Origin of the sequence: Hymenobacter radiodurans, from assembly GCF_004355185.1 — a bacterium.
GTDB lineage: Bacteria > Bacteroidota > Bacteroidia > Cytophagales > Hymenobacteraceae > Hymenobacter > Hymenobacter radiodurans.
On sequence record NZ_CP037922.1, the window covers coordinates 2,649,048 to 2,663,496 of the forward strand.

At 56.2% G+C, this 14,449-nt stretch carries 13 protein-coding genes; 7 read left to right on the plus strand and 6 right to left on the minus strand.

Going from position 1 to position 14,449, the window contains the following annotated elements:
* Positions 1-96: 96 nt before the first annotated feature.
* From EPD59_RS12365 to EPD59_RS12370, 3 genes are read left to right on the plus strand one after another with little or no spacing between them, the layout of a single operon-like run.
* Positions 97-828, plus strand: a complete 732-nt coding sequence (locus EPD59_RS12365) for an ABC transporter ATP-binding protein (RefSeq protein ID WP_205703396.1) — start codon at positions 97-99, stop codon at positions 826-828.
* A gap of 38 nt (positions 829-866) precedes the next feature.
* Positions 867-992: a hypothetical protein gene (locus tag EPD59_RS23260; RefSeq protein ID WP_262712899.1), complete on the plus strand. Its 126-nt coding sequence runs from the start codon at positions 867-869 to the stop codon at positions 990-992.
* A 54-nt stretch (positions 993-1,046) separates the two neighbouring features.
* A complete protein-coding gene (locus tag EPD59_RS12370) occupies positions 1,047-1,814 on the plus strand; it encodes an ABC transporter permease (RefSeq protein ID WP_133273052.1) in 768 nt (255 codons plus the stop codon).
* Positions 1,815-1,901: 87 nt separating this feature from the next.
* Here EPD59_RS12370 and EPD59_RS12375 read toward each other — a convergent pair whose 3' ends face one another.
* The 6 genes from EPD59_RS12375 to EPD59_RS12400 form a co-directional block, all read right to left on the minus strand.
* On the minus strand, positions 1,902-2,720 hold the full coding sequence (locus EPD59_RS12375) for a hypothetical protein (RefSeq protein ID WP_133273053.1): 819 nt from the start codon (positions 2,718-2,720) through the stop codon (positions 1,902-1,904).
* Positions 2,721-2,764: 44 nt separating this feature from the next.
* Positions 2,765-4,009 (minus strand): bifunctional 3,4-dihydroxy-2-butanone-4-phosphate synthase/GTP cyclohydrolase II, encoded by a 1,245-nt coding sequence (locus EPD59_RS12380; RefSeq protein ID WP_133273054.1) that lies wholly within the window; start codon positions 4,007-4,009, stop codon positions 2,765-2,767.
* A 187-nt stretch (positions 4,010-4,196) separates the two neighbouring features.
* Positions 4,197-5,012, minus strand: a complete 816-nt coding sequence (proC, locus tag EPD59_RS12385) for a pyrroline-5-carboxylate reductase (protein ID WP_133273055.1) — start codon at positions 5,010-5,012, stop codon at positions 4,197-4,199.
* Positions 5,013-5,131: 119 nt separating this feature from the next.
* Positions 5,132-6,304 (minus strand): glycosyltransferase, encoded by a 1,173-nt coding sequence (locus tag EPD59_RS12390; protein WP_133273056.1) that lies wholly within the window; start codon positions 6,302-6,304, stop codon positions 5,132-5,134.
* 11 nt (positions 6,305-6,315) lie between these two features.
* Positions 6,316-6,675, minus strand: a complete 360-nt coding sequence (locus EPD59_RS12395) for a glycosyltransferase (RefSeq protein WP_133273057.1) — start codon at positions 6,673-6,675, stop codon at positions 6,316-6,318.
* Positions 6,621-7,499 (minus strand): glycosyltransferase family 4 protein, encoded by an 879-nt coding sequence (locus EPD59_RS12400; RefSeq protein WP_133273058.1) that lies wholly within the window; start codon positions 7,497-7,499, stop codon positions 6,621-6,623. Before EPD59_RS12400 ends, EPD59_RS12395 begins: the two co-directional genes overlap by 55 nt.
* A 236-nt stretch (positions 7,500-7,735) precedes the next feature.
* Here EPD59_RS12400 and EPD59_RS12405 point away from each other — a divergent pair, with 236 nt between their 5' ends.
* From EPD59_RS12405 to EPD59_RS12420, 4 genes are all read left to right on the plus strand, one after another.
* Positions 7,736-8,239, plus strand: a complete 504-nt coding sequence (locus EPD59_RS12405; protein ID WP_133273059.1) for an alpha/beta hydrolase — start codon at positions 7,736-7,738, stop codon at positions 8,237-8,239.
* A gap of 11 nt (positions 8,240-8,250) precedes the next feature.
* A complete protein-coding gene (locus EPD59_RS12410) occupies positions 8,251-8,616 on the plus strand; it encodes a hypothetical protein (RefSeq protein WP_133273060.1) in 366 nt (121 codons plus the stop codon).
* 1,082 nt (positions 8,617-9,698) lie between these two features.
* Positions 9,699-12,749 (plus strand): SusC/RagA family TonB-linked outer membrane protein, encoded by a 3,051-nt coding sequence (locus tag EPD59_RS12415; RefSeq protein WP_133273061.1) that lies wholly within the window; start codon positions 9,699-9,701, stop codon positions 12,747-12,749.
* Positions 12,750-12,767: 18 nt separating this feature from the next.
* The gene (locus EPD59_RS12420; protein ID WP_133273062.1) at positions 12,768-14,333 is read left to right on the plus strand and encodes a RagB/SusD family nutrient uptake outer membrane protein; all 1,566 of its coding nucleotides are present in this window, start codon (positions 12,768-12,770) and stop codon (positions 14,331-14,333) included.
* Positions 14,334-14,449 lie beyond the last annotated feature (116 nt).

A 14,449-nucleotide genomic window follows, 5' to 3' on the forward strand; every position in this document is an offset into this window, starting at 1 on the left:
CCCGCTTCCCTACCGCTCTGCCTGACAAACGCGGGTATTGAGTTGAGTTTTCAGTATCATTTCAAAGTCCAGTACCTCCAAATCTAAGTCCCCCACATGCCTATCCTTGAAATCGAGAACCTCTCCAAAAGCTATGGAAGTACGCAGGCACTCAAGGGCCTGAACCTGACGGTGGAGGCTGGTAGCGTGTACGGGTTATTGGGGCCAAATGGCAGCGGCAAAACCACTACGCTCGGCATTGCGCTGGGAGTGCTCCAACCATCGGGGGGCAGCGTGCGCTGGTTTGGGGGGCAAATTTCGAGTGCCAGCAAGCGCCGGGTAGGCGCTTTGCTGGAAACTCCCAACTTTTTTCCCTACCTCTCCGCTCGCCAAAACCTGCAGATTGCCGCCGAGGTAAAAGGCGCCGACCCATCCACCATTGCGGAAGCGCTGGAAATAACCGGCCTGGCCGCCCGCCAGCACGATGCCTTTCGGGGCTACTCGCTGGGCATGAAACAACGACTGGCGCTGGCGTCTACGTTGCTGGGTCGGCCGGAGGTTCTGGTTCTCGACGAGCCCACCAATGGCCTTGACCCGCAGGGCATTGCCGAAGTTCGGGCGCTGGTGCTGCGTTTAGCGGCGGAGGGCAAGACGATTATTCTGGCCAGTCATCTGCTCGATGAGATTGAGAAAGTATGCACCCATGTGGCCGTGCTTCAGCGCGGCGAGTTGCGCGCTGCGGGCCCCGTCAGCGACATTCTGGCCGTGGCCGACCGTGTTGTGCTGCGTTTGGCTCCCAATGCCGCGCCGGCTGCACTGCTGGAGGCCCTGGGGGCTTTTTCTGGGTAACGGATATCCGTCCCGAGCCGGGTGGGGCGTTCAGTGCGGTGCTGGGCACTGGCTATCAGCCCGCCGAGCTGAACCAAGCGCTTTTCCTGCAAGGATTGGTGCTCAACAGTCTGGAAGTGCGGCACCGCAGCCTCGAGACGCAGTTTCTGGAGCTCACCAAGTAGCGCCCGTCAGCCTAATTTACCTTCTCAACAACTCCATTTTCTTATTCTTACCTCATGCTCGTACGTGCTGAACTCCGAAAGCTCCTGCCCTACCGCACGGTCTGGATTGTGCTGGCGCTCTTTGTGGGGCTGTTGGCTTTCTTCGTTTCGGTGGGTGGCAACGTGACCATCAATGGGCAGACCATGGGCAGCAGTCTGTACGCGTTCCCAGGCTTATGGACCAAGCTGGCTTACGTCGCCAGCTACTTTCACTTGCTGCTGGGTATTCTGCTTATCATCCTCATCACCGACGAGTTTCAGTTTCGCACCTTCCGCCAACAGCTCATCGATGGCTTATCGCCGGCGGGGCTGATACAGGGAAAAGTAACCGTATCGGGGCTGCTTACGCTGTTTGGGATGCTAGTAGTGCTGTTAGTCGGGCTTTACTTCGGCCTTAGGTATGCCACCGATTCCAGCACTTCCCCCGCAGAAGGATTGTTCGACGCGCTGCTTCGCTACGGTGTGCAGGCGCTGGCCTACCTCAGCTTGGCCGCTCTGTTTGGCTTCCTGATTCGCAAGAGCGGACCCGCCATTCTGCTTTTTCTGCTCTATTCGTGGGTAATTGAGCCCCTGCTGCGCCTGCCCGTCGATGATCAGATTGATCGTTATTTCCCCACCAAAGTATTTTCCAGCCTTACACCCAACCCCTCGCAGGCTGTTCTCGAAACCATGACCGGCCCCACCAGCGCCCTCAGCGCCGCACAGGCCGTGCCGCTTGCCCTCACCTATGCCGCTCTCTTCTGGCTCGGTAGCTACCTATTGCTTCGTTACCGGGATTTGTAGGTCTGAGGCCATCTAACAAAGCTGCCAACACAAAAAAGCCCCCCAGAGATTGTCTGGGGGCTTTTTTCCTAAAGTGTATAGTAGAAACTACGGTTGCTTTTCTTCTGACAGCGAATTGGCGTAGTTCACAATAAAGGCCAGCTCGCGGGCAATAGTAAAGTTCAGGTTGTTCTGCTTGGCATACTTCTCAATCTGGCGGGCCTGCTTTGGGTAAGCAGCCAACAAATCCTTTTTCGGATTGCGCAGCGGAATAATATTGCCCGTGGCCGTACCCAGATAGAAATTGTCTTTTATCTCCGAATACGAGCCCGCATAGCGCGCAGGCCCCGCCGGATACCCACCGTACGCACCGCCATACCCATAAGGGCCGGCGGCGTACACCGGCCGCTCCACCAGGGCTTCACGGCGCAACAACACGGTAGGGCCGCTACTCAACTGCTCAAAAAACGCCGGCGATTTGTAGTCGCTGTAGTCGTTGTCGCGGTTCCAGCGGTAGGTGCGAAATACCCGCACCAAGCTCGTATCAGGCCGCTCCCGGCGCTTGGGTAGCGGTCCGTTGAAGAACGCTGGGCTGCCGTAATAGTAGCCCCGGCGTGCATCGTAAAAGTCGTCGTAGTAATACGCGTCGCGGCGACGGTCGAACTGCTCACCTTTTACCGCAAAACTTTGTACCGCCACTGCCGAGAGCGTACTGATGGTATTATCAGGCATGGTCATGCGCACCACGTCCTCGTTGCGATGCAGCACCAAAGGGCCTTCCAGCGTGTCACCGTTGGCCAGCAGAATAGTGCTGCCCGCAAACTCCTGAACGAAGTTGCTGCGCTGCGCCAAGGCAACCGAAACGGGATACAAGCTGAACACCAGGGCGGCCGCGCCGGCACTCAAAACGGAACGCAGGATTTTCATAGCCAGAGTAATATAGCCAAAAAACGCGTTTTCCGGCCTTTGGGCTACAATTCTTTTTCGGCTTCTACCGTCGTTTTACCGGGGTGCGGCTTACTCAGAATCATGTGGCCGAGCTTATCGCGCTTGGTAGTTAAGTAACTCTGGTTATGTTGGTTGGGTTCAATTTCAATGGCTACGGTTTCCACAATTTCCAGTCCGTAGCCCATCAGGCCGGTGCGCTTGCGCGGGTTGTTGGTCAGTAACCGCATCTTGCTGATTCCTAGGTCGCGCAAAATAGAAGCGCCTACGCCGTAATCACGCTCATCCATGCCAAAACCCAGCTCTACGTTGGCTTCCACCGTGTCGCGGCCCTGCTCCTGCAGCTTGTAAGCCTTCAACTTATTCAGGAGGCCAATTCCCCGGCCCTCCTGGTTCATGTATACCACCACACCCCGACCAGCCTTGTCGATCTGCTCCATGGCGCGGTGCAATTGCGGACCACAATCGCAGCGGCACGAGCCGAAAATATCACCGGTTACGCAAGACGAGTGCACCCGTACTAGCGGTGGCTCAGAGCCAGTTAGGTCACCTTTTACTAAGGCCAAGTGCTGAGCACCATTGGAGCGCTGGGTGAAAGCATACAGGTCGAAATCGCCCCATTGCGTGGGCAATTTGACGGTGATGTCACGCGTAATCAGGCTCTCTTTGGCCAGCCGATACTTGATCAGGTCCTGTACCGAAATCAGCTTTAAATTCCAGCGCTGGGCCACTTCCTCTAGGTCGGGCAGGCGGGCCATTTCACCGTCTTCCTTCAGAATCTCCACCAGCACTCCAGCCGGCTCAAACCCCGCCAAGCGCGCTAAGTCAACAGCGGCCTCGGTGTGACCAGCACGGCGCAACACCCCTTCCTTACGCGCTTTCAGCGGAAAAATATGCCCCGGCTTACCGAGCTCTTCCGGCTTGGTAGCGGGGTCAATGAGGGCCATGATGGTCTTGGAGCGGTCGGAGGCGGAAATACCCGTCGTGACACCGTGGGTCAGCAAGTCAACCGATACCGTGAAAGGAGTCGCGTGCAGGGCCGTATTGCGGCCTACCATTAGCTCCAAACCCAACTCCTCGCAGCGGTCTTCAGTCAGCGGTGCGCACACCAAGCCGCGGCCGTGAGTGGCCATAAAATTTACAATTTCGGGGGTAGCACAGCGGGCAGCACAGATAAAGTCGCCTTCGTTTTCGCGGTCTTCGTCGTCGACCACGATAACTACTTTGCCGGCGCGAATATCGGCAATGGCGTCTTCTATTGAATTAAGCATGAACGTAGGTGAAGCAGATTAAAAAATGTTGCGGGGGGCAAATTTGGTCGCAAAGCTGGCAGAACAACCACCAACAGCGCCACGAAGTTACGACAGGCAAAATTCTCGAATGGCGAACCGCTATATAAGCGAGTTGAGCCAGAGTTTAACCTGTTAAAGGGCGCTGGAGGAACGCGAATGCCGGCCTCTATTCTTTTGCCAACTCGGTAGCGCGTTGCTGAGCCGCTTTTATCCCATCCACCAGTGTTTCGGCTAGGTGACCCGCCCGGAAAGTACGCAACGCTGCTTCCGTGGTGCCGCCTTTGGACGCCACATTGGCAATAAGCTGGTCGATGCTTTGGTCGGAATTGTTCAGCAAATGAAAGGCCCCCAGCATCGTCTGCTTTACCAGCAGCCCCGCCACCGACTCCGAGAACCCCAGCTCCTGCCCAGCTCGCATCATAGCCTGCACGATGTAATAAAAGTACGCCGGCCCACTGCCACTGACGGCCGTAACAGCATCGAGCAGGCTCTCATCTTCCATAAAAATAGACCGCCCCGTAGCATTAAGGAGGTTTTCGACCTGATGTAACCGCGTACGGCTTACCTCTGAAGACGCCGAAAAACCCGTGATTCCCATACCTAGCAACGCTGGCGTATTCGGCATGGCCCGCAATACCTGGCGGTGGTTCAGTTCACGCTGCAGGCGCGCAATCGGGATGCCGGCCATGATGGATACTACCACCTGCTCGGGTTGTAGCACCTGCCGCAGCCCATCAGCTACCCGGCCGAAATCCTGGGGCTTTACCGCAACTAATACTACATCGTAGCTGCCAACCTCGGCGGATAACAAGGCCGTTGGCATACCCAGCTGGCTGGCATTCAGGCGCTCACAATGCGCGTCGTCGCGGCCAAGCAGCAGCATATCGGTGCGCGCCACAAGGTTGTACTGCAGAAACGCTTTCGCAAAAGCCCGCCCCATGTTGCCGCAGCCCAGAATGGCGATGCGTAAGTTCTTATTCATGCGGATAAAGTCAATTCGTGATGAGCAGAGAAGCTCATTTTATTGCTACTCTGATCAGCAACTTCGCCGGCAGTCCCCGTTGCTGTTTAAGCTAAATTCAGCAAAGCTCCGTGCTTATCCTAGGTCTTTTCAAACAGGCGCTCCAATCGGCTGGTAGCCGTGGCCCAGTTGTAGTTTTCGCGCACAAACTCAAGCCCCCGCTGGGCCAATGCTTTCGCCTGTTCAGTCTTCGCGAGCAGGTCGCTGATGTGCGCTGCCAGTTCGGCCGCAGTTTGGCCAACTAACAAATGCTCTCCTACTGTTCCGCGTAAGGCATTATTTGCCAGCGGGGTAGTCACACACGGCAGGCGCATGGCCATGGCTTCGAGCAGCTTGTTCTGCAAGCCCGTGCCCACGCGCATGGGCGCCACAAATACGCCGGCCGCCGCGTACGCCTCCCGAATATCGGAGAGCCAGCCGCTAACTGTGACGGCGGGTGAGGCCAGCGCCAGTACTCGCGGCGCCGGCGTGGTGCCCGCAATCAGCAGACGAGCCTGCGGATGACGCTGCCGTACCAGCGGCAAAATCTCTTCGGCCAGAAATACGGCGGCATCCACATTGGGGTGGTAGTTCATGTTGCCGCAGAATAGAATCTCATACTCTTTTTTGCTCTGCACGGGCCGGAAATAGGTGGTATCAATACCGTTCAGTACCACCTCAATCTCGGCCCGCCGCGGGTGGTCGATAAGCTGACGGTCCTGGTCGGAGATGATGGTGTGGTGGCGAAACCACTCAAATGCTGCCGCCTCGTAAGTGCGCAGGCGTTGGGCTTCGAGCTGAAACACCGGTCGCTGCCACTGGGGGGCTTTTTCGGCCCGCCGCAACATGCCAGCCGAGAATACATCCATATAATCCAGGGTGCAGGGCAATGTCTTCGCGTGCGGGCGCAGGTACTCCGCCATGCGGATGAGCTGGCAGTAGGCGTGGTCAGGCTGAAACTGCGTGATTAGCTGGTCGAGGCAGCGCTGGGCCTTTGCATCATGAAAGTAGCCCACTTGCAATGGCAGCCCACTAGCTAGGGCGCGCGTCATATTCAGGCCGATGCGAGGCCGGCGCAGCTGATAAATATGCAGTCCACCCGCACAGAGTGGCGTTACGGCCGCCAGCGCAGATGGCGACACAGGTTCATCAGTGAGGGCAAACAGGCAAATCTCGTGGCGCTGAGCTAGGTAGCGGAGCTGATGGAAGGCACGCAGCTTGTCGCCTTTGTCAAGCGGATAAGGAAACCGGGACAGCAGGACGAGCAGCTTCATGGGGGGCAAAGTTAGGCGCCGGGGGCAGCCAAGCTGCGGTACAAGTCTACAAAGTGGTTTACAACCTGAAGATTATCGTACGTGCTCAAGATAGTTTTGCGGGCTGCCTGCCCAATTCGAGCCTGATCTAATTCGCCGTTGTAATAGCTTGCAATACGGTTAATCCACTCGCTGGGCTCATCACAAAGCACAATATCGTGGCCGTTGCGCACGCTGATTCCTTCGGAGCCCAAGCCCGTGCTGATGATACACTTGCCCAGCGCCATGCCCTCAATAATCTTGATGCGCATGCCGCCACCGCTCAGCAAGGGCACTATCATGATTTCATAGCGCTGCATAAACTCCGCCGCCGACTCAACGAAGCCGTGCACGAATACATTGCCCCCCGCAGCCGCAAGATGCGCTCAGGCGTATCCTTGCCAGCAATGTGAAGCTCCAGCTCCGGCATCTGCTCGTGCACATAGGGCCACACATTGGTCAGAAACCAGTCGAAGCCTTCCAGATTGGGTAGCCAGTTCAGCGAGCCAATCATAAACAGCGTTCTGGGCTTGGGCTGAATAGCCGCATCTATTTGAAACCGCTTCAAGTCCACGCCAGCCGGAATAAACACCACCGGCTCCGGGCAGCCCATGGTCCGTAGGCGGCGCTGATCAGGCGCCGTAATGGCGGCCACTGCATTAAAACGGGGCAAATACTTTTCCTCGAAACGCTTCAGCCCGTTCGCCAGATGATGCAGATACATGGCTTTGATCGGGTTGCGCTCCCGCTCCGCCAACATTTTCCAGATCGTATGCTCCACATTATGCGCGCGCAGCACTACCGGCAGGTTGGGGACTTCGGCCCGAATAATATCCACATACCACGCCACGAACGTGCCCTCCACCTGCACCACGTCAAAGCGCTCCGTGCGGAGTAGCTGCTTCAGCTCCGCCACCATCTGCGGGCTTATAAACCGCTCAACATTATAGGGCACTTTACCCAAAAGTAGGTTTTTGAGCGCATTTACGGGGTTTAGGCGCGTATCAATGGGCACCGTGAGTAGGCGTACGCCGGGCAAGTGGCTCAATACATCCGCCGCCTGCTCGTGTTTGGGCGTGTTGGCGGCCAGTACAGTTACGCGGTGCCCCGCACGGGCCAGGTCAGCAGCAACGTCGTACATGGCAATGGCGCCTCCGTCATGGGGCGGAAACGGCACGCGCGGACAAAGCTGCAGAATATGCACCGGTAGTATTATAAAAAGTATATATTATTCGGGAGTCGCAAAGCTACAAAGAACACACAGGCGACCAAGCCCTAGCTTTACACGAACTATGGCAGCAGTTAATGAACAGCGCTGCGTTATGTAGGCCTCCGTTTTATAGTTACAAGAGGCACCTTGTGTAACTTCAATCGATACGACTGACTTTTAACCCATCAGACGCAGCTACTCACATGAACCGATTTATTCTTTTCCTGTCGTGCGTTTTGGTGTGCTATCATGGCGCGGCGCAGCCCGGCAACCAAACGGTCCTGGGCCACACGGACAGCCTCCGGTCCACGATACTGAAAGAAAACCGAAAGTTTTATGTCCACGTGCCCGCTGGTGCGGCAGGCCAGGCGGCCACACAACGGTACCCGGTGGTGTACTTATTCGATGCCGACGCCCAATTTGCCGCGGCGACGAGCATGATTCAGTACCTCAGCACCAACTACAACGCGCTGTGTCCGCAAATGATCGTGGTCGGCCTACTACATTCAGATAGACGAAAAGATTTGACCCCCACGCACGTGGTCGCCGACCCACCTTTTTGGGCGCCGGGTGCCAGCAAAACGACTGGAGGGGGCGAACCATTTATTGCGTTTATCGAACAGGAATTGATGCCATATATCGACGCGCACTACCCGACCCAACCCCGCAAAATGCTGATCGGCCACTCTCTTGGGGGCTGGCCGTAATGCAAATTTTTGTGCACCACACCCGTTTGTTTGATTCCTATATCTGCCTTGACCCAAGCATGTGGTGGGACAACCAAGCCCTGTTGAAAGAAACAAAACGGGCACTGGAAACCAGGCGTTTTCACGGAACCTCCCTCTACCTAGGTATTGCCAACACGGCGGACGAGGGCATGGACGTAACTAGGGTGCTAACGGATACCACAACGGCTACCCTGCACATGCGGAGCGCCTTACAATTGCAGCGATATTTTGAGCATAACCAGCAAAATGGGTTGAAGTACCGAGGAAAGTATTACCAAGACGACAGCCACATGTCGGTTCCCTTTATTGCAGAATACGAAGCGCTGCGTTTCCTGTTTGGCGCAGAGCGAAAGTAGCACGACGCCACGCTGCACGTAACCGCGCCAGCACTGCTGTGTCGCTCATTTACGACAGAACCGCGGCCGCGAGAAGTAGAAAGGAACCAACAAAAGCCCCCCGTTATAAAGATCGAGTTTTCAGGTGGAAAGCGACATAGGCAGGTAAGGCACCGACCTACGGCCACGCCTGCTGGAGTCAAGTGCTTGTAAGCCCGATTCAGTTCAGGGGAACGGTGATTTAAGCGGCCACAGTATTTTAGCTAGGGTTTGAGCAGGGCGAGTTATTGCGCTTAGGCAAGTGTCAAAATGGCTTTGGAATCAGTTCTGAGACTTCTGCAACAGCCACGTAGGTTATACTTGAAGAGCTCGTCGCATGTACGCCGGTTGGTGGGCCGAAGCTCCGCTAGTTTTGGTTGCCTCTACAGCATATATATGTCCTTCTCCCTACAGGCCAACGGAGACGGAATTGGCAACCATGCCAAAACATTATAGTGAAATAAATAGATATAGTTAAAAAAAATGAATATACTTCATTCACACCACGCCCTCCAAGTAGCAGCAGGGCAGCGTGAGAATGGATTTACTCACTCAGGCGTATGGAAAAAAAGTTCTACTGGCTTGTTTTTCTGCTTATTAGCGCCCTTACACGCGGTGTACAGATCCTTCTGTCCCGACCTGCCATTACCTTATTCCTGAGTGGGATTGGGACTCGCGGCTTCGCTTTCCTTACTCTCCAGGATTATACCGCTACTTCAGTCCAAGGGAACTACCTGATGAGCTTGGGCATGGATGCCCACATGGGTCTCCTCTACGCAGCTAAGTCCGCCTGCGGAAAGGGGGACTGTCCCTTACTTCCTGTCTTTTTTCGCTTCCCCTATGCCAAGAGCCTTACGTGGTTAAAGGGGTACCAATCAACTGGCTGATGCTATGGGCTGGGGAGCAAATCCTTAGCCCTGCACTAACACCTGTCAACCAGACTACATACACTTCACGCTTACTAGTACATTTTGCCTTACGCTTTTGTCGGGTTTCGTCGCGGTTGTTGCAGCACTTTTCGGAGCCCGGGCCTTTCAAATTCCCACCATTTCACTTTTTCACTTATGAACAACAACTTGTACCAACAGTACACATTGGATGAGCCAGGGGACGCCGTTCCGGCTGGCGCCCATCAGCCGACCTGGCTACGGGTGCTAATCGTAGGCTTCCTCCTCCTGCTGTTTCCGATTCTGAGCCAGGCACAAGCTACTCGGTCCGTTTCGGGCAAGGTGGTAGATGCGCAGTCCGCTGGTCTGCCTGGCGTGACGGTTATCATTCCGGGAACGACCACGGGAACTAGCACAGGCGCGGATGGCACCTTTGAATTGACCGTGCCTGAGGGTACAACGACGCTGTCCTTCTCCTCTATTGGTTACAGCTCCCAGCAGGTTTCTATTGCGGGCAAGTCGACAGTGCAGGTAGCCATGCAGGAGGATACCCAGAAGCTAAATGAAGTAGTTGTAACGGGCTACGGCACGACTCGGAAACAAGATTTGACCGGAGCGGTGGCAGTAATTGGCGAAAAGGAGTTCAACAAGGGAACGTTTACTTCACCGGACCAGCTTCTTCAGGGTCGCGTGTCGGGGGTGCAGGTGAGCAACAACAGCGGCCAGCCCGGTGGGCCGTCCACTATCCGCATTCGGGGCAACTCCGCCGTAACTGGTACTGGCCAGCCCCTGTACGTGATAGACGGCGTGCCGCTTGATGGTCGCACGGCCCGTCCCGGCCTGGTGGCTTCCGCTGACGTGGGGGCCGGAGCCGATAGCAACCCGCTTAACTTCCTCAACCCCGACGACATCGAGACCTTTACCGTACTAAAGGATGCCTCGGCTACGGCTATTTACGGCTCCAGAGCCGCTTATGGGGTGGTTCAGATTACCACTAAAAAAGGCCGCACGGGCGCCCCAATTCTTAGTGTGGGCGCCTCTACAGGCTTCTCGACGCTGCTGCGCCGGCCTGAGTTTCTCGACGCTGGCCAATATCGGGAGGCCTTAACTTACTACGGGGCACCAGCCAGCAACGACAAGGGCGGCGACGTGGACGCGCTGGAGGAGATTCTGCGCACCGGCTACTTACAAAACTACAACGTGGCCATGAGCGGCGGTGGGGAAACCGGCCGCTACCGCATCTCGCTGGGCTACCTCGACCAGGATGGCATTGTGCGCAAAACTGGCTTTAAGAAGTACAGCGCCAACCTATCTACCAACCTGCAATTTCTGCAAAGCAAGAAGCTGGGCGTAGACGTAAACATCGCGACCAGCCAATTCCAAGAAGAGTTGGCCAACATTACAACTGACGCCGGCTTCCGGGGCAGCCTCATCGGTCAGGCGCTGCAGTGGAATCCCACCCAGCCCCTGCGCAACACCGACGGGTCGCTCTTTATTCAGGCTGGCGACGTAGTAAACCCCCTGGCAGCCCAAGAGCTCTACAACGATGCCTCACGGGTGAACACCATCCTGGCCAGCATCGCCCCCTCGTATAAGTTTACCAGCTGGCTCGAATACCGGATGCTGCTGAGCGTAAACTACAACAGCGGCGAGCGGCGCACATCTATTGACCAGCGTCTGATAAACTATCCCGGTATTGAAGGGCAGGGTTTTGCGGCCATCAGCAACAATGAGCTCGTAACCCAGCAGATCGTTCACACGCTTAACTTCAACCGAGAAGTAGCGACTGACCTGAATCTGAACGCAGTACTGGGCTACGAGTACACGAAGTTTAGTAATTCAGGCTCCAACGTGAATGCGTTTGGTAATCGGGATGAAGGAGGCTTCGGCAACTTCGGCCTCGATTACACCAACTACATTCAGTATTCGGCTGCTGGTAACCGCCAGATTTCATCATTCTTTGATCCATCGTCGGAGCTGCAATCGGTGTTTGGCCGGGCCATCTTCAGCTATAAGGACCGCTACGTACTGACCGGTACGTTGCGCCGGGATGAGAGCACTAAGTTCGGTCCTAATAATCGGGTGGGTTATTTCCCCTCCTTTGCTGCCGCCTGGGACCTCAGTCAGGAAGCGTTCTTCCCCGCGGAGAAGCTTACCCAGCTGAAGCTGCGGGCCGGCTACGGCCTCACCGGCAACCAGGAGTTTCCGGCCGGCGCGGCCCAGTTTCGCTATACCCTCGATAACAACGGCGCCCAGTCGCCGCTCAATGACGCGAATGATGATTTGAAGTGGCAGGCCGACGCCCAGTTCAACGTGGGTATTGATATTGGAGCTTTCAACAACCGCCTCACCTTCTCGGCTGATTACTTCAATAAAACTACCACTGACATCCTGTTCCCGACTACCCCCGGCGAGCCTCGTCCATCCGTCGCGGCCATTCGCTGGGACAACCTCGACGCTAAGATTGTAAACAAAGGCGTAGAGATGGCCCTGGGAACCACGTTGGTGAGCAACGAGCAAGTGGAAGTTGGCCTCAACGTCAACGCCACCTTCATTCGTAACGAAGTATCAGACCTAGTGGGGGCCGCCATTCCAACTGGAGCCATCAATGGTCAAGGCTTGTCGGGGGCATTGTCGCAGCTTATTACCAACGGCTACCCCATCAACGCCTTCTTCCTGCCTCAATACAACGGTCTAACCGAAAGCGGCTTATCGAATGATTTTGGGGCAATTGCTTATTCGGGCAGCCCTAATCCACGCACGCTGCTGGGTTTGAGCGCCAACGCTCGCTACGGCAAACTCGCCTTAATTGCGAACATGACGGGGGTATTTGGTCAGTACGTGTACAACAACACGGTTAACGCAGTGGGCAACGTAGGCCAGATTGGAGCCGGAAAAAACATTGCCCTCTCTACGTTTGAAAACCCGATCAAGGAAGCGACCGGCAACCCATCGGCGGCCACCACGCGCTACCTCGAAAAAGGAGATTTTCTCAAAATGTCTAACCTGACGCTTTCCTATTCCTTTGGCGACTTGGGTAGCTTCGTAAAGGGTGCCCGGGTGTATGTCACGGGTCAGAATCTGTTCGTGCTTACCGACTACGACGGGTTTGATCCGGAAGTAAACACCGTGAAGCGCGGAGCCAACCAAGTGCCTTCGGTTGGCATCGATTACCTACCCTACCCCAGCGCCCGCACCTTCACGTTCGGCGTTAATTTCAATCTGTAACTTCTGCTTTTTCCCACCATGAGATATTCCAAGATTGCCTGTGCGGCTGCCGTTCTGGCTTTATTACAGGCGGCTACTAGTTGTGAAATTGACGAAACGCTGGAAGGCCAGCTTACCGAGAGCCAAGTTCGGCGCGGTGAGCTTACCTCCCTGCTCCAGGGCGTGTATAATGCCCAGCGCGAACCCATTCAGGGCCACGTAAGCGTGTTTGCCCTTCAGGAGGTATCCACCGATTCCCGCATTATGCCCACCCGCGGGCCAGACTGGGACGACAATGGTAAGTGGCGACAACTCTACAACCATACCTGGGATGCCAATAATGAGCGGGTGCGCGAAACCTACACCCAACTCAACGGCATCATCTACGCCTCCACTGACTTGCTGCGCTTCTCCCCCTCACCCCAGCAGGAAGCTGAGTCTCGGTTTCTGCGGGCCTGGGCGATGTTTTTGGTGCTCGACCTCTACGACCAGGTGCTGTACCGGGAGCCCGGTGAGAACCTGAGCGAACTGGCGCGGGTGCGCAAGGGCACTGAGGCGCTCGACTACATCGTAAGCGAGCTGAACGCTATTCAAGCCAACCTACCCGATGCTCCTGTTAGTCGTGCCACCAAGGACGCGACCAAGGTGCTGCTCATGAAGTGCTACCTCAACAAGGGCGTATACGCCAATCGGCAGTCCCCAACCTTCGCGGCTGCCGATATGAACCAGGTAATTAGGCTGGCCGACGAGATCATCAACACCGGCAAGTACTCCTTTACGCCCAACTATTTCGACAACTTCGCGCCCAACAATGGGGCTATTGGCCGGGAGAACATCTTCACGCAGGCCAATACCTTCGGCAATAGCGGCCCCGTGCGCGACTTGTGGAAGTTCGTGTCGCACTACAACATGCGGCCCGTGGATGGCTACAACGGTCCGGCCGCCCCGGCGGAGCTCTACGACCTGTTTGAGGCAACCGACAAGCGCCGCGGCGTGGCTTACGACATAGCAGGCGGACCCGCCAACCCCGGTCGGCGGATCAATGTGGGCTTCCTGATTGGTCAGCAGTACAATCTGGCTACCGATGCTCCCCTTACTACTCGGGGCGGGGCTCCGCTGGCGTTCACCAAGGAAATTAACTTGTTTGAAACCGGGGCTGACCTCGAAGCCAAGGGCATCCGGCCCATAAAATACCCCGTGGATTACCCAAGTGAGGCCAAAGGAGGCAACGGCGCTGAAAACGACCATGTATCCTTCCGCCTAGCCGACGTGCTGCTGATGAAGGCCGAAGCCATCCTGCGCGGCGGCACGCCTACCAACGCCGGGGGATTTGGTGGTACGGCGCTAGCCATCGTGAACTCGTTACGCACCCACCCTTCGCGCGGAGCCAGTGCTCTCACCTCGCTTAACCTCGACGCGTTGCTTGCCGAGCGGGGCCGGGAACTGTACAGCGAGTCGTGGCGTCGGCAGGATATGATTCGGTTCGGCAAGTTTCTGCTGGCGCGCAAAGACAAGCCCCAGAGCGACCCGAAATACCTGATCTATCCCGTACCGCAGACCCAGGTGGATGTGAACCGTAACATTACGCAGAACCCAGGCTACTAGCCTTTGGTAGCACACAAACCGGCCGTTGGTTACTGCTGAACGGCAGCAGCCAGCGGCCGACTTGTGTCCGTCGTCTTCCTACCCCATTGCTTAATTTCTACTCCGGCAACCGCAGT